This window comes from Streptomyces capoamus (assembly GCF_014654935.1).
Lineage (GTDB): Bacteria > Actinomycetota > Actinomycetes > Streptomycetales > Streptomycetaceae > Streptomyces > Streptomyces capoamus.
Genome location: NZ_BNBF01000011.1, coordinates 239,788 through 254,700, shown reverse-complemented (window position 1 = coordinate 254,700; position 14,913 = coordinate 239,788). Strand labels below are relative to the sequence as shown.

The window sequence follows — 14,913 nt, the reverse complement described above, 5'->3', positions numbered from 1 at the left end:
CCACCAGGCCGCCCGGCTTCACAACACGGCACGCTTCCGACAGAGCCTTGGCCCGATCGACAGGGTCAGGGAGGTGGTACAGCGGGCCAAGGAGCTGCACAACATCGAAACTGTCGTCTTCCTCATGCAGGTCGCGGGCGTCGCCGAGGACCGAGGCGATCAGCCACATGGACCGGTTGCTCAAGCGGCGTCCGCTAGTTGCTTAGTGGACGCTGGGTGGGCCCATTTGAATGATCGACGCACGGTTCCGTGGCTGTCGTGGCAGGCTGTTGCAGCGTGACCGAAGGTGACAGGTATGAGCCGACCCGCTCTATGAGAACGATCAGGCTAGTCGTAAGCGCATGTGGTGCCCTGTCGGGGGTGATGGGCACGCTGGCATGGCTCGACGGCCGTCCGCTTACGCAGCAGTGGACTTTCTGGCTCGCCGTATTCTTGATGACGCTGTCCTTGGCTGTTGGGTTCTTCTCAGCGGCAGAGTTGGCCAGGGCGGAGCGACGTAATGAGCAACGAGAGGTGGCTTCCAGCCAGGAGCGCCTAGCGAGGGCCGAAGGACACCTCGTGAACGCCCTGAATATCCAGGCGCGTTCCTCGCTCATCGACGATGCGTTTCTCGACGAGCTGCGCAATGTCCCCTCGCAGGGTGACCACCAGCACCAAAGCCCTGTTCCTACAGGTGACGTCGACACCATAGAGGTACCTCAGCAAGTCTCGGGAGACGCCTCACTCCTGACGCTCTCGGCACTCTGGGAAACAACGCACGCGCGGCTGAAGCTGTACCACGATGTTGCCCTTGGACAGGCGAACCGGTCATTCCGCAGTGCTCAGCGGGTCATGTGGATCGGCTTCATCGCCTTGGCCGGCTTCGTCGCGGTCGCTCTTATGGCCAGCACCACAGCTGGAAGCATCGTCGCGGGCGGGCTTGGGGCAGTGGCGGCTGGCCTTGCAGGCTTCATCGGGAGAACGTTCGTTCGGTCGCAGGAGACGGCGGCAGAACATTTGCGCTCCTACTTTGGACAACCCCTGGAGCTTTCCCGCTACCTCGCGGCGGAACGGCTGGTTGCTGATGCGCGCCTGTCTCCCGAACAGCGCACCGAAATCTTGACCATCCTTGTCACCGCGATGGTTTCGAACCCGCAACCGTCAGCGGATGATCAGGGGCAATCCGCACCAACCGGACCCCAGCCGCGATGATGAGCAGCGCCGCGATCAGGCGGAAAACGCGTAGATGACCTCGACCTGTGGCGAGCCTCAGATGCGACTGCCGTCAGATACTGCCGTCAAAGACCCCGGACCATGATCGGTCCGGGGTCTTTTCCCTTGTGCCCCCGGCAGGATTCGAACCTGCGACACCCGCTTTAGGAGAGCGGTGCTCTATCCCCTGAGCTACGAAGGCGTGGGTGGGCGTCCTGGTGGGCGCTCGGTCCACAGGGTACCGGATCAGGGTGGGGCGGGGTGGAGGGAATGGGGTCAGGTCTGGGGCGGGGGGTGTGTGGAGGTCCAAGTGGGGTTCTGCCAGGTGCGGGCCGCTCGCCGTTCCCCGCGCCCCCGCGGCCAATGCCCCCGCGCCCCCGCCCCCCCGCGCTCCGTCCCCCTCACCCCCGGCTGATCCGTACCCGGCAGTTGCCCTCCGGGTCCATGGTGACCACCTGTATCGCTATGCCGTGGCGGGGGTCCTTGAAGGTCTCGCCGGGGGTGAAGGGGGCGTCGGAGAGTTCGGTGTGGACGTTGGGGCTGCGGGTGCAGCCGCCGCTGTTGCGGTGGCTGTCGTAGACGGTGACCGGGCCGCGGCCGGTGTCGACGGTGGCGTCGACCTTGTAGATGAGGACGCCGGGGCGGCACACCACCTCGTCGTTGCCGCCCTGCGCGCGGACCTCCAGCGCGTAGGTGGTGCGCGCGGTGATCGGCACCAGGACCAGTTTGCCGCCGCCGGCCCTGTACAGCGGGGACAGGCTGTACTCGACGCTGCCCCGGGCCGCCGCGCAGCCGACCTGGCCGCCGTCCAGCCAGCCCAGTTTCCACTTGTGCCAGCCGAGCAGGTCGTTGTCGGCGCCCCAGTCCTCGCTCATGATGTCCCAGTGCCCGACCGCGCCCCCGCCGTCCTGGGTGTACAGGTCGGGCAGGCCGAAGGTGTGGCCGTTCTCGTGGGGCAGCACCCGGTAGCCGGTGCGGGAGTAGGAGCCGGAGCCGTCGTCCTGGCGGGAGTAGACGAAGGAGGCGTTGGCTATGCGCACGCCGTCGGCGACCGGGGCGTCGTCGTTGCCGGCGAAGGTCACGGACAGCACGGTGTCCAGGGCGGAGGGGCCGGCGTTCGGGGTGACGAGGACGTTCAGCAGGTCGTAGTCGCGGAAGTCCACCGTCGGGTCGGCGGTGGCCACGATGTCCTGGACGAGGGTCCGGTATCCGGGGTCGAAGGGCGCGCCGCGCTCTATGCCGTAGGTCCGGAAGCGTTTCGGCATGCGCAGCCAGGTGGTCACCGGGGTCTCGGGGCGGTAGTCGAGCCGGCCGTACGACGCGGTGCGGAACCACTCCTGGGTCTGCGGGAAGAACTCGTGGAAGCGGTCCATCGCACTGCCCTGGCCGGGTGCGTCGGGGAAGTCGACCATCAGGGTCAGGGCGCGGACGGTGCCCGTGGAGCGGGAGTAACCGGGCGGGGTGGGCAGGCCCTCGGTCATCTGCACGGCCGGGCCGCCACGGATCATGCAGGGGAGGAGCGCGGAGGAGCCGGCCAGGTTGACGGGTCCGGCGGTGGTGGGGAGCGCCGTCAGGTTTCCCGTCCCGGCCGAGGTGCTGACCGCGAGGGTCAGTGCGGTCACCACGGACAGTCCGGCGAACCGGCGCTGGCGTATGCGGCGGCGGGGCGGCGGCTGCGGCTGCATGCAGGGACCTTTCGCGCCACGGCAGCCGCCGGTCTCCGGCTGCACCCTTGCGCTCACCCTGTGCCGGGGTTGTGGCGGGCGCGCGCTGGAGGAGACCGATCGTGCGAAAGCGGGCCCGCACCGGGGTGAATCCCCGCGGGCGGTGATTGTGTCTCAGGTCACAGCGGTTCGTTGGGCTGCCGGGAAATAACCGGGGACCGTCTCCCCGTTTAGCCCTGTGTCCGAGCGAAACGGGGACCGGTTCCCCGGATCGTCCCCGGGCGTCGATCCGCCGATCCGATGATCGGACGGACGGACGGGCGGCCGAGCGATCGGGCGACCGAGTACCCGCAGTACCGCAGCACCCGCACGACCCGCCGCACCGCACCGACCCGAAGGAGTACGCCGTGCAGACCCCGACCGCCCCCGCACCGCGCAAGGCGCCCCGGCCGCGCGCCGACGCCCTGCGCAACCGGGAGCGGATCGTCACCGCCGCCCGGGAGATGTTCGTCGAGCACGGCCCCGACGTGCCGCTGGACGAGATCGCCCGCCGTGCCGGGGTCGGGAACGCCACGGTGTACCGCAACTTCCCCGACCGCGACGCCCTCGTCCGTGAGGTCGTCTGCTCCGTGATGGACCGCACGGCCGAGGCGGCCGAGCTGGCCCTCGCGGAGACCGGGGACGCGTTCGCCGCCCTGGAGCGCTTCGTGCACACCGCCGCCGACGAGCGGATCAGCGCGCTGTGCCCCATGGTGTCCAGCACGTTCGACAAGCACCACCCCGACCTGGAAGCCGCCAGCAAGCGCGTCGAGCGGCTCGTCGAGGAGGTCATGGGCCGGGCGAAGGCGGCCGGGCAGCTCCGGCCGGACGTCGGCGTCGGTGACCTCATGGTCGTCGTGTCACAGCTGAGCCGGCCCCCGGCCGGTACGGACTGCGTGCGCGGTGACCGCTTCGTCCACCGTCATCTGCAGCTGCTCCTCGACGGCCTGCGGGCCCCGGCCCGCTCGGCCCTGCCGGGCCGGGCCGTCAGCCTCAGGGAGCTGCGCGCGTCCTGACCGATCCACACCGATCCAGACCGATCCCGTTGTCGATCAGCCACCGATGAGTTCCGCTTCACCGCCGAGTCCTCCCCTGTGACACGGCCGCCGGCCGGCCGGCGGCCGCGCTCCTCTTCACCTTTCCGCCTTACTCCGTTTTCTCGACTTTCTCGACTTTCTCGACTTTCTAGAGTTTCTCGACATTTTTCGCCTCCCTGCGGGGTCAGAGTCCCGCAGTCACGAAGTCCCGAAGTGGGTATCTCCATGTCCGATACAGCCTCCAAGGCTCCCGGCGCCATCGTCCCGAGCGCTGACGCCAACCGCTGGAAGGCGCTCGTCTTCATCGCGCTCGCCCAGCTGATGGTCGTCCTCGACGCCACCATCGTGAACATCGCCCTGCCGTCCGCCCAGACCGACCTCGGCATATCCGACGGCAACCGGCAGTGGGTCGTCACGGCCTATGCCCTCGCCTTCGGCGGACTGCTCCTCTTCGGCGGCCGGATCGCCGACCTGTGGGGCCGCAAGCGCGCCTTCGTGCTCGGTCTCGGCGGCTTCGCGGCCGCCTCCGCGCTCGGTGGTGCCGCCACCACGGGCGCGATGATGTTCGGCGCCCGTGCGCTGCAGGGCGTCTTCGGCGCGCTGCTCGCCCCGGCCGCGCTGTCCCTGCTCGCGGTGATGTTCACCGACGCCAAGGAGCGCGCCAAGGCGTTCGGCATCTATGGCGCGATCGCGGGCGGCGGCGGTGCCGTCGGCCTGATCCTCGGCGGCTTCCTGACCGAGTACCTGGACTGGCGCTGGACCTTCTTCGTGAACGTCCCGTTCGCCGTGGTCGCCGCGGCCGGCGCCTACTTCGTCATCCGCGAGCCGGAGGGCGGCCGCAACCGCAACCCGCTCGACATCCCCGGCGTCCTGCTGTCCACCCTCGGTCTGGTCGCGCTCGTGTACGGCTTCACGCGCGCCGAGTCCGACGGCTGGGGCGACGCGGTGACCGTGTCGATGTTCGTCGCCTCCGTGGTGCTGCTGGTCACGTTCGCGATCGTGGAGTCCAAGGTCAAGGCCCCGCTGCTGCCGCTGCGCGTGGTGACCGACCGCAACCGCGGTGGCATCTACCTCTCGCTGGGTCTCGCGATCATCGGCATGTTCGGTCTGTTCCTGTTCCTGACCTACTACCTGCAGGTCGTGAAGGGCTACTCGCCGGTCAAGACCGGTTTCGCCTTCCTGCCGATGGTGGCCGGCATGATCACCGGCTCCACCCAGATCGGCACCCGGCTGATGACCCGTGTCCCGGCCCGCCTGCTGATGGGCCCGGGCTTCCTGGTCGCCGCGCTCGGCATGCTGCTGCTGACGCAGCTGGAGATCGACTCCTCGTACGGCGTCCTGCTGCTGCCCGCGATGGTGCTGCTCGGCCTCGGCATGGGTACGGCGTTCATGCCGGCCATGTCCCTGGCCACCCAGGGTGTCGAGCCCCGGGACGCCGGTGTCGCCTCCGCGATGGTCAACACCTCGCAGCAGGTGGGCGGCGCGATCGGCACCGCCCTGCTGAACACCATCGCCGCCTCGGCGACCACCTCGTACATCAAGGACCACATCGCCGGTGCCACCGCCAAGCCGCAGCAGCAGCTGGTGCAGCTGCAGGGCATGGTGCACGGCTACACCGCCGCGATCTGGTTCGCGGTGGGCATCCTTGCGGTGGCCGCCCTGATCGCCTTCACCTTCGTCAACGCCGGCCGTCCCGGTTCCGCCCCGGTGGCCTCGGGCGAGGGCGTCGAGGACGAGGTGCCGGTGCCGGTGGTGGCCCACTGACGGGTCACGCGGCGAGCGGCGGCAGGGTGGTGCGGCGCAGCCCGGGCACTTGCGCGGAGCCTGGGCGCGCCGGCGGAGCCCGGGCGCGCTAGCGGAGCCAGGGCAGGTCCGCACCCGCTTCGTCGGGCTGGAGGCCCTCGGCGATGATCTCCATGATCTCGCCGAGGGCCTTCTGCTGTTCGGGTCCCAGTCGGTCGAACAGCGCCTGCCGTACGGCGGTCACGTGGCCGGGCGCGGTGCGCCGCAGCACTTCGTGGCCCTCGTCGGTGAGCACGGCGAACTGGCCGCGCTTGTCGGAGGGGCAGTCCTCGCGCCGCACCCAGCCGTTCTTCTCCAGCCGGGCGATCGCGTGCGAGAGGCGGGACCGGGTGATCTTGGCCTGCATCGCCAGCTCGGTCATCCGCAGCCGGCGGCGGGGCGCTTCGGCGAGGCCGACGAGGAGGCCGTAGTAGATGTGCGGCATGCCCGCGTCACGCTGCAGCTGCCGGTCGAGGTGGTCCTCCAGGAGGGTGGTGGCGTGCAGGTAGGCACGCCAGACGCGCTGCTCCTCATCGGTGAGCCAGCGGTGCGGTGCTGCGGCGGAGTTCGGTGCCGTGTTCATGTATCCCACTGTACGAGCCCCCTCCTTGAAACTTAAACAAGTTGGGCGTAGTGTCGGAGTGAGAGCTTGAGAGTTAAAGCAACTCGCTCGACAGCAGTCCCAGCAACTGGAGCACCGGGAGCCGCCGCCATGTCCGCCACCCCCCAGGAGCGCATGCCCGCCCTCTACCTCAGCCACGGCGCCCCGCCGCTCGCCGACGACCCCGTCTGGCCCGGTCAGCTCGCCGCCTGGTCCGCCGGCCTGCCCCGCCCCAAGGCGATCCTGATGGTCTCCGCCCACTGGGAGGAGGCGCCGCTCGCCCTCGGCGCGGTCGAGACCGTCCCGCTGGTCTACGACTTCTGGGGCTTCCCCGAGCACTACTACCGGGTCCGCTACCCCGCCCCCGGCGCACCGGCGCTTGCCGAGGCCGTCCGCAGGCTGCTGCGCGCCCCCGGTATCCCCGTCCAGGACATCCCCGACCGGGGCCTCGACCACGGCGCCTACGTCCCCCTGGTCGAGATGTACCCCGACGCCGACATCCCCGTCCTGCAGATCTCCATGCCCACCCTCGACCCCGTGCGCCTGATGGACATCGGCCGCAAGCTCGCCCCCCTGCGCGACGAGGGCGTGCTGATCGTCGGCTCCGGCTTCTTCACGCACAACCTCGCCGCCCTGCGCCACGCCGGCCGGGGTGTGCCGAGCTGGTCCTCCGAGTTCGACGACTGGGGCCGGCGCGCCCTGGAGGCCCGCGACTGGGACGCCCTGCTCGACTTCCTGGACAAGGCCCCGGCCGGCCGGTACGCCCACCCGCGCACCGAGCACTTCGCCCCGCTCTTCGTCACCATGGGAGCGGCGGACGCCGACGGCGGGCTGGACGCGCAGAAGTCGGTGATCGACGGGTTCTGGATGGGAATGGCCAAGCGGTCCGTGCAGTTCGGGTAGGGGGAGCGGGGCGCAGGTGCCTCGCGTATCCGGACGGTTGCGGACACACCCCGTAGTCGGCCGGTTGCGGCTGCATCCGGTGGCCGGCGCGTTGCGGCTGCGTCCCCGCAGCCGGGCGGCTGCGGCTGCTTCGCACCCAGCCGTCGCGGCTGCTCCCCGTACCCGGCCGTTGCGGTTGGCGCTTGCCGCCCCCGGTCGGTTACAGGTCCTTCTCGTACCAGGCCACGTCCCAGTAGCGGCCGAACTTGCGGCCCACCTCGCGGTACGTGCCGATGTGCCGGAAGCCGAAGCGGGCGTGCAGTCGCTCTGAGGCCTCGTTCGGCTGCGCGATGCCCGCGTAGGCGCGGTGGACGTCCTGCCCGGCGAGGGCGTCGAACAGGGCGCGGTAGAGCGCCGTGCCGATCCCGCGCCGGCCGGCGTCCGGGGCGAGGTACACCGACGTCTCGACGGAGGTCGCGTACGCCGGCTTGGGCCGGTGCGGACTGGACGTGGCGTACCCGAGGATCCGCTGTGAGTCCGCGTCCACGGCAACCATCAGCCGGTGGGGGCCGTCTTCCGGGTGGGAGAGCAGCCAAGGGCGGCGCTCTTCCGGGGAGAACACCGCGGTGTCGAATGTGATGGCCGTCTCACGGATGTAGTGGTTGTAGATCGCCGTGAGGGCGTCCAGATCCTCTTCGATCCCCGGCCTGACCTGCACCTCGGCATGCTCCGACGTCATCTCGCCTCCCTGCGCGGCGGAACAGGGTACTGCATGATCAGAAAAATCGCGGGGTGGGTTGGGAATTCTGTCCGGATTCCAGTCGTTGTTTCCCACGGATGCAGGGCACTCGGAGACAGTCTCGGAGCGAGTGAGGCAGTCCCGGAGACGGTTCTCCTCAGTGCCGGGCGTTCACCAGGACCACCCGCCAGCCCACCATCGCAAGGGAGCACGCATGGCAACCCGTGCCGTCGCCCGTCGTCAGTCCGCCACCGGCGAGACGGCCGACTCGGCAAGCAGTGTTCGCGCTCATGGCGGCGAGATCGCAGACCGCGACCTGGTCGGCATGTACCTCGACGAGATCGCGCGTACGCCGCTGCTCGACGCCGCAAAGGAGGTCGAGCTCTCACAGACCATCGAGGCGGGTGTGTTCGCGCAACAGCTCCTCGACGGTGAGGAGGAGTCCAGGTCGGACGCCACCCGCGAGGAGCTCGAGGCCCTGGTCGCCGCCGGTGAGCGGGCCAAGGACGTCTTCATCCGTTCCAACCTCCGCCTGGTCGTCGCGGTCGCCCGGCGTTACCCGCGCAGCGGGCTGCCGCTGCTCGACCTGATCCAGGAGGGCAACGCCGGCCTGGTCCGCGCCGTCGAGAAGTTCGACTACCGCAAGGGCTTCAAGTTCTCGACCTACGCCACCTGGTGGATCCGGCAGGCCATCACCCGTTCCATCGCCGACCAGTCCCGCACGATCCGGCTCCCCGTCCACCTGGTGGAGGAGCTGGGCCGCATCCGCCGCGTGCAGCGCGAGTTCAACCGCGAGAACGGCCGCGACCCGGAGCCCGCGGAGATCGCCGCGGAGCTGGGCTCGACGCCGGAGCGCGTCATCGACGTCCTCGACTGGGCCCGCGACCCGGTCTCGCTGAACATGTCGGTGGACGACGAGGGCGAGACCCAGTTCGGCGACCTGCTGGAGGACACCTCGGCGGTGAGCCCCGAGCAGTCCGTGCTGACGCTGCTGCGCAGTGAGGAACTGGACGACCTGATCGGCCGCCTGGACCAGCGCACGGCCTCCATCATCAAGATGCGCTACGGCATCGACGACGGCCGCGAGCGCACCCTGACCGAGGTCGGCAAGGAGCACGGACTCACCCGAGAGCGGATCCGGCAGATCGAGAAGCACGCCCTGCTGGAGCTGAAGAAGCTGGCCCGGAGCACCGGGTTCGACGCGGCGGCGTGAGACCGGGCCCCGAGGCGCGGCCGGGGCCGCGGGGGAACCGGCGTACCGGGCGTACCCGGCGTGAGGGACCTGGCGTACCCGGCGTACGGCGCACTGGGCGGCGCGCACCGGGGCGAAAGACGGCGCAAACATGGCGTGGTCCGGTCGCTTCAACCCCTGGGCCGGAGGGAACAACCCTTCCGGGCCCAGTGGGCCCGGGTACCGCACTCCCCCCGCACAGCGCACCCCCACACCGCACCCCCCGGCCACGACCTGGCCGGCCCCACGTGAACCACGTCCCGACGCACATCCCCCCCCGGCGCCGGGACCTTCCCGAGCCGGGCTTCGGCGCCTATCCCCCCCCAGGCGCCGGAGTCCGGCTACTTCCTTTCCGGTCCGCGCGCGGTGACGGAACGGTGCGGTGACGGAACGGTGCGGTGGCGGGGCTGCGGCGCGGTGAGAACTGTCGCTGTGACAGGGGCCGCGGCGGGGCGACAGGTGTGCGCGATGACGGAGTGGCGCGGGCCCGGAGACTGGAAAGGCGGCCCACCCCGTACCTGAACCCCGGGGTGGACCACCGGATGGCAGATTCTGCCACACGGGCATAGCCTGCCCGGATGAGCACCACCCCCAGCGCCGCCCACCAGCCGTTTTCCGCCTCCCCGGCCTCTTCCCCCGCCGCGCCGATGTCCCTCACCGAACGCCGGAAGGCCGAGACCCGGATGGAGATCGCCCGGGCGGCGGCCGCCCTCTTCGTGCGGCAGGGGCTGCGGGCCACCCGCGCCGAGGACATCGCCCAGGCCGCGGGCATCGCACCGCGCACGTTCTACCGGTACTTCGCCGGCAAGGAGGAGGCGGTCGCCCCGCTCTACGCGGCCGGCGCCCAGCGCTGGACCGAGGCGGTACGCACGGCCCCGGCCGGCCTGCCCCTGCCCCAGGCCCTGGAGCACGCGGTCCGGCACACCCTCACCCCCGGCGCCGGCGTCTCCGCCGCTTCCTGGGAGTGGCTGCGCACCCTCATCCGGCTGGCCCGCAGCAGCCCGGCCCTGGGCAAGGTCTGGGCGGAGGTGTGCCAGACGTCCGAGGCGGCGCTGGCGGAGATCCTGGCGGCCCGGGTGCCGGGCGGGAAGGCCGACGACGCGAACCTCCGCTTCGCCGCGGCCGTGGCCGGTGCCGCCGTCCGCGTGGCCGTGGAGGCGTGGGCCGCCGCCGACACCCCGCCCACCGGCCCCGGCAGCCCGGCCACCCTGGCCCTGCGCAATCTGCGGGCGCTACGGGAATTCGGGTGGGGCGGCCTCGGCGGCGGACGGTGAGGAGGGCACCCGCGGTTCCGCCGGCCCGGCATCCCCGGCCCGGGTCAGCCGCGCCCCCAGCTCCCGTGCCGATTCCGCCAGTGCCGCCGGCCCCCGGACCGTGAACTCGTACCCCGTCATCGCCAGCCGCACCGCCAGCCACTCCACGGGGTCGCCGGTGGTGCCCTGGAGGAGGCAGCCGCCGTCGCCGTCGTCCTCGGGTGTGCCGAGCCACCGCGGTGTCCGTGCGCGGACCTGGTCGGCCGGCGCGGCGAACCGCACCTCGAACGCGTACGTCTCCTGCCGGTGGTGGATCGACCGCCGCAGATACTCGGCGGCGCTCCCCGTCGGCAGCTCCCGCGGCGCGAACCGGACCCCGGTCGGGAACGGCTCGCTCACCCGGTCGACCCGGAAGGTGCGCCAGTCGGCGCGGTCGAGGTCGTACGCGACCAGGTACCAGCGCCGTCCCGTCGACACCAGGCGGTGCGGCTCGGTCAGCCGCCTGGACGCGCTGCCGTCCTTGTCGCGGTAGGCGAACCGCAGCCGCTCGTGACCCGCCACCGTCGACGCCATCACGGTCAGCGTCTCCGGCGCGATGGTCGGCCCGTCCCCGCTGGTCAGCGGTGTGGTGGCGGCCTGCAGCGCGGACACGCGGTGGCGCAGCCGCGAGGGCAGCACCTGCTCCAGCTTGGCCAGCGCCCGTACGGACGCCTCCTCGACGCCTTCCACGGCGTGCCCGGCTCCGGCGCGCAGCCCCACCGCGATCGCGACGGCCTCCTCGTCGTCCAGCACCAGCGGCGGCATCGCCTTGCCCGCCACCAGCCGGTACCCGCCGTCCGCACCCTTCGTCGCCTGCACCGGATAGCCCAGCTCCCGCAGCCGGTCGACATCCCGCCGCACGGTGCGGCGCGACACCCCGAGCCGGCCGGCGAGTTCCCCGCCGGGCCACTCACGGGGCGTCTGGAGGAGGGAGAGGAGCTTCAGCAACCGGGCCGGGGTGTCCGTCGTCATGCGGACGAGCATGCCGTAGATATGGGACACGATCTGACCTAATGGGGTCCTACCTTTCTCTCATGACCCCGAAAGACAGCACCCTCGCTCCCCCGGCGGCCGACCGCGCCCGCTGGCTGGCCCTGGCCATCGTGATGACCGCGGCCTTCATGGACCTGGTGGACGTGACGATCGTCAACATCGCGATCCCGTCCATCGAGCGGAGCGCCCACGCCTCGGTCAGCCAGATCCAGTGGATAACCGCCGGCTACGCCCTGGCCTTCGCCGCGGGCCTGATCACCGGCGGCCGGCTCGGCGACATCCACGGCCGCAAGCGGCTGTTCCTCCTCGGCATCGGCGGCTTCACCCTCGCCTCCGCCCTGTGCGGCTTCGCCGCGAACCCGGAGATGCTGGTCGCCTCCCGCATCCTGCAGGGCGGTATGGCCGCGCTGATGGTGCCTCAGGTGCTGTCCATCGTGCACGCCACCTTCCCGGCGCACGAACGCGGCAAGGTCTTCGGTCTGTTCGGCGCGATCGTCGGCCTCGGCGCGGTGTCCGGCCCGCTGCTGGGCGCCCTGCTGACGGAGTGGAACCTGTTCGGCCTCGAATGGCGGCCCATCTTCCTCATCAACCTCCCTGTGGGTGTCCTCGCCTGGCTGCTGGGCCGTCGCTTCATCACGGAGTCGAAGGCCCCCAGGGCGATGAAGCTGGACCTCGTCGGCGTCGCCCTGGTGACGCTCGGTCTGCTGATGCTGCTCTACCCGCTCACCCGCGGCCGCGAGCTGGGCTGGCCGCTGTGGGGGTACTGCTGCATGGCGGGCTCGCTCGCCGTCTTCGCGGCACTGGTGTCGTACGAGAAACGGAAGGCGGCCAGGGACGGTTCCCCGCTGGTCGAGTTGTCCCTCTTCCGGGTGAAGAGCTTCGCCGCGGGCATCGCCGTACAGACCGTCTTCGGTGTCGCGCTCGGCATCTTCTTCCTGGTCTGGACGCTCTACATGCAGATCGGCCTGGGCTGGAGCCCGCTGCGGGCCGGGCTGACCGGTGTGCCGTTCTCGCTGGCGGTGTCCACGGCGGCCGGGCTGTCGGTGCAGCAGCTGGTGCCGCGCTTCGGCCGCAAGGTGCTGCAGGCGGGAGCGCTGGTCATGGGCGCGGGCGTGCTGCTCTACCTGGCGGAGGTCCGTCACTACGGCCTCGGCATCGCCTCCTGGCAGATGGCCCTGCCGCTGGTCGTGATGGGGCTCGGCATGGGGCTGATCGTGGCCCCGCTGACCGACGCGGTGCTCTCGGAGGTGCCGCGTGAGCACGCCGGTTCCGCGTCCGGGCTGATCAACACCGTGCAGCAGATGGGCAACGCGCTGGGGCTGGGGCTGGTGTCGGTGGTCTTCTTCGGGGAGATCGGCGACCGGCTGACCCAGGCGCAGGTCGGCCCGGCGTTCGTGCACGCCTTCCAGCATGCGCTGTGGTGGGTGGCCGGGATCATGGGCGTCATCTTCCTGCTGATGTCGGCCCTGCCGAAGCGCCCGGCCCAGCACGTGGAGGGCGCGGAGGCGGGGGCGCCCGCGGCGGAGGAGCCCGAGCCCGCGCTGGTGCCCTGACCTGGGACGACGAGAGGCCCGGTACCGGTGCGGTACCGGGCCTCTTCGCTGCCCGCGGCGCCGGATGTCCGAGTCCGCCCGAGCGGCGCCCGAATCTGTTTACTTTCCGGATATCCGGGCGTAGCCTGCCAGTGAAACCACACGTTCGGGCATGACTCAGACGTGAACGGACATCAGTTCGGCGAGCGAGGCGGAGGCGAACGGACATGTACGCACCGGAGCGGCAGCAGGAGATCCTCCGGCTCGCCCGTGACGGCGGCCGGGTGGACGTGTTGTCGCTGGCCGAGGAGTTCCAGGTCACCGCGGAGACGATCCGCCGCGACCTGAAGGCCCTCGACCGGGCCGGGCTCGTCCGCCGGGTGCACGGCGGTGCCATTCCGGTCGGCCGTCTCGACTTCGAGCCGGACCTCACCGAGCGCGAGTCCACCGCCGCCGACGAGAAGGACCGCATCGCCAAGGCCGCCCTCACCGAGCTGCCGGCCGAGGGCACGATGATCCTCGACGCCGGTACGACCGTCGCCCGCGTGGCGGCGGCGATCCCGCTGGAGGCCCGGCTCACCGTCGTCACGCACTCCCTGCCGATCGCCGCCCGTCTCGCCGACCACCCGGGCATCCAGCTCCACCTGGTCGGGGGGCGCGTGCGGCACCGTACGCGCGCCGCCGTGGACGCCTGGGCGCTGCGCGCGTACGGCGAGATCCGCGCCGACGTGCTGTTCGTCGCGGCGAACGGATTCTCCGCCGAGCACGGTCTGACCACTCCCGACCTCGCCGAGGCCGCGGTCAAGCGGGCCGCCGTGGCCGCCGCCCGCCGCGTGGTGCTGCTGGCCGACTCCGCCAAGCACGGCGAGGAGCACTTCGCCCGCTTCGGCGGCCTGGGCGACGTGGACCTGCTGATCACCGACAGCGGGCTGAGCCCGGACGACGCCGCCGCCATCGAGCGTGGCGGCACGGAAGTAGTGCGCGCATGATCCTCACCGTCACCCCCAACCCCTCCCTCGACCGCACCTACGAGGTCCCCGTCCTCGAACGCGGCGAGGTCATCCGCGCCGCCGGCGAGCGCATGGACCCCGGCGGCAAGGGTGTGAACGTCTCGCGGGCCGTCGCCGCCGCCGGCCGGCGCACGGTCGCCGTCCTGCCCCTGGGGGGTGCGCCGGGCGCACTCGTCGCCGACCTGCTCGACGCGCAGGGCATCGAGGTCGCGCCGGTCCCCGTGGCCGGGGCCACCCGCTCCAACATCGCGCTCGCGGAAGCCGACGGGGTACTCACCAAGATCAACGCACCGGGTCCCGAGCTGTCGGCCGCCGAACAGGAACTCCTCCTGGACACCGTGCGCTCGCACTCCGGTGACGCCGACTGGATCGCGTGCTGCGGCAGCCTGCCCCGGGGCCTCGCGCCCTCCTGGTACGCCGATGTCGTCACGCGGGCGCACGCCGAGGGCGCGCGTATCGCGCTGGACACCTCGGGGCGCGCGCTCCAGGAGGCACTGCGCGCGCGGCCCGACGTGGTGAAGCCGAACGCCGAGGAACTCGCGGAGGCCGTCGGGCGTCCCCTGGCCACCGTGGGCGACGCCCTCAAGGCGGCCGAGGAGCTGCGCACGAGGGGCGCGGGCGCCGTGCTCGCGAGCCTGGGCGCCGACGGCCAGCTCCTGGTGTCGGCCACCGGCGCCTGGTTCGGCAGCGCCCGGGTGAGCGCCGTCCGCAGCAACGTCGGCGCCGGCGACGCCTCGCTGGCCGGCTTCCTCATCGCCGGCGGCACCGGCCCCGACGCGCTCGCCTCCGCCGTCGCCCACGGCGCCGCCGCCGTACAGCTCCCCGGCAGCGTGATGCCGACCCCGGCCGACCTGGACCCGGCGGCGGTGACGGTCACGGCCGACCTCCCCCTGGACCGCGAACTGACGGAGCCGGTGTCA

At 71.4% G+C, this 14,913-nt stretch carries 13 protein-coding genes, 1 tRNA gene and 1 pseudogene; 9 read left to right on the top strand and 6 right to left on the bottom strand.

The features are described 5' to 3' along the window. Positions 1–154, bottom strand: a pseudogene (locus IE312_RS40915) (class I SAM-dependent methyltransferase); the annotation flags it as partial. Positions 155–558: 404 nt separating this feature from the next. Between IE312_RS40915 and IE312_RS19680 the strand changes: the two are divergent. Then, a complete protein-coding gene (locus IE312_RS19680; RefSeq protein WP_189983541.1) occupies positions 559–1,191 on the top strand; it encodes a hypothetical protein in 633 nt (210 codons plus the stop codon). Positions 1,192–1,320: 129 nt separating this feature from the next. Here IE312_RS19680 and IE312_RS19675 read toward each other — a convergent pair. Continuing rightward, a tRNA-Arg gene (locus IE312_RS19675) sits at positions 1,321–1,393 on the bottom strand. A gap of 199 nt (positions 1,394–1,592) precedes the next feature. Beyond that, positions 1,593–2,876 (bottom strand): M6 family metalloprotease domain-containing protein, encoded by a 1,284-nt coding sequence (locus IE312_RS19670; protein ID WP_189983539.1) that lies wholly within the window; start codon positions 2,874–2,876, stop codon positions 1,593–1,595. Between the two features lie 386 nt (positions 2,877–3,262). Here IE312_RS19670 and IE312_RS19665 point away from each other — a divergent pair, with 386 nt between their 5' ends. Further along, on the top strand, positions 3,263–3,910 hold the full coding sequence (locus IE312_RS19665; RefSeq protein ID WP_189983537.1) for a TetR/AcrR family transcriptional regulator: 648 nt from the start codon (positions 3,263–3,265) through the stop codon (positions 3,908–3,910). Positions 3,911–4,156: 246 nt separating this feature from the next. Next, positions 4,157–5,695 carry an MFS transporter gene (locus tag IE312_RS19660; RefSeq protein ID WP_189983535.1) on the top strand — a complete coding sequence of 513 codons (1,539 nt, stop codon included), beginning with the start codon at positions 4,157–4,159 and terminating at the stop codon, positions 5,693–5,695. Positions 5,696–5,783: 88 nt separating this feature from the next. Here IE312_RS19660 and IE312_RS19655 read toward each other — a convergent pair whose 3' ends face one another. Then, positions 5,784–6,296: a MarR family winged helix-turn-helix transcriptional regulator gene (locus tag IE312_RS19655; protein ID WP_189983533.1), complete on the bottom strand. Its 513-nt coding sequence runs from the start codon at positions 6,294–6,296 to the stop codon at positions 5,784–5,786. Positions 6,297–6,425: 129 nt separating this feature from the next. On the opposite strand from IE312_RS19655, the gene IE312_RS19650 reads away from it, so the two are divergent. Beyond that, on the top strand, positions 6,426–7,217 hold the full coding sequence (locus tag IE312_RS19650) for a dioxygenase family protein (RefSeq protein WP_189983531.1): 792 nt from the start codon (positions 6,426–6,428) through the stop codon (positions 7,215–7,217). A 199-nt stretch (positions 7,218–7,416) separates the two neighbouring features. Here IE312_RS19650 and IE312_RS19645 read toward each other — a convergent pair whose 3' ends face one another. Further along, positions 7,417–7,935 (bottom strand): GNAT family N-acetyltransferase, encoded by a 519-nt coding sequence (locus tag IE312_RS19645; RefSeq protein ID WP_189983529.1) that lies wholly within the window; start codon positions 7,933–7,935, stop codon positions 7,417–7,419. 214 nt (positions 7,936–8,149) lie between these two features. Here IE312_RS19645 and IE312_RS19640 point away from each other — a divergent pair, with 214 nt between their 5' ends. Together IE312_RS19640 and IE312_RS19635 are read left to right on the top strand one after the other, a co-directional pair. Next, positions 8,150–9,148, top strand: coding sequence for a sigma-70 family RNA polymerase sigma factor (locus IE312_RS19640; RefSeq protein ID WP_189983527.1), 999 nt, complete (start codon positions 8,150–8,152; stop codon positions 9,146–9,148). A gap of 596 nt (positions 9,149–9,744) precedes the next feature. Beyond that, the gene (locus tag IE312_RS19635) at positions 9,745–10,440 is read left to right on the top strand and encodes a TetR family transcriptional regulator (RefSeq protein WP_370467574.1); all 696 of its coding nucleotides are present in this window, start codon (positions 9,745–9,747) and stop codon (positions 10,438–10,440) included. Here IE312_RS19635 and IE312_RS19630 read toward each other — a convergent pair. Then, positions 10,399–11,430, bottom strand: coding sequence for a helix-turn-helix transcriptional regulator (locus IE312_RS19630; RefSeq protein ID WP_189983589.1), 1,032 nt, complete (start codon positions 11,428–11,430; stop codon positions 10,399–10,401). The two genes, IE312_RS19635 and IE312_RS19630, sit on opposite strands and share 42 nt — an antisense overlap. Positions 11,431–11,471: 41 nt before the next feature. On the opposite strand from IE312_RS19630, the gene IE312_RS19625 reads away from it, so the two are divergent. The 3 genes from IE312_RS19625 to pfkB form a co-directional block, all read left to right on the top strand. Beyond that, positions 11,472–13,004, top strand: a complete 1,533-nt coding sequence (locus IE312_RS19625; protein ID WP_370467573.1) for an MFS transporter — start codon at positions 11,472–11,474, stop codon at positions 13,002–13,004. Positions 13,005–13,210: 206 nt separating this feature from the next. Continuing rightward, on the top strand, positions 13,211–13,972 hold the full coding sequence (locus tag IE312_RS19620; protein ID WP_189983523.1) for a DeoR/GlpR family DNA-binding transcription regulator: 762 nt from the start codon (positions 13,211–13,213) through the stop codon (positions 13,970–13,972). Then, positions 13,969–14,913: 1-phosphofructokinase (gene pfkB / locus IE312_RS19615; protein ID WP_189983521.1), on the top strand; the 945-nt coding region annotated here is incomplete at its 3' end. The genes IE312_RS19620 and pfkB, both read left to right, overlap by 4 nt.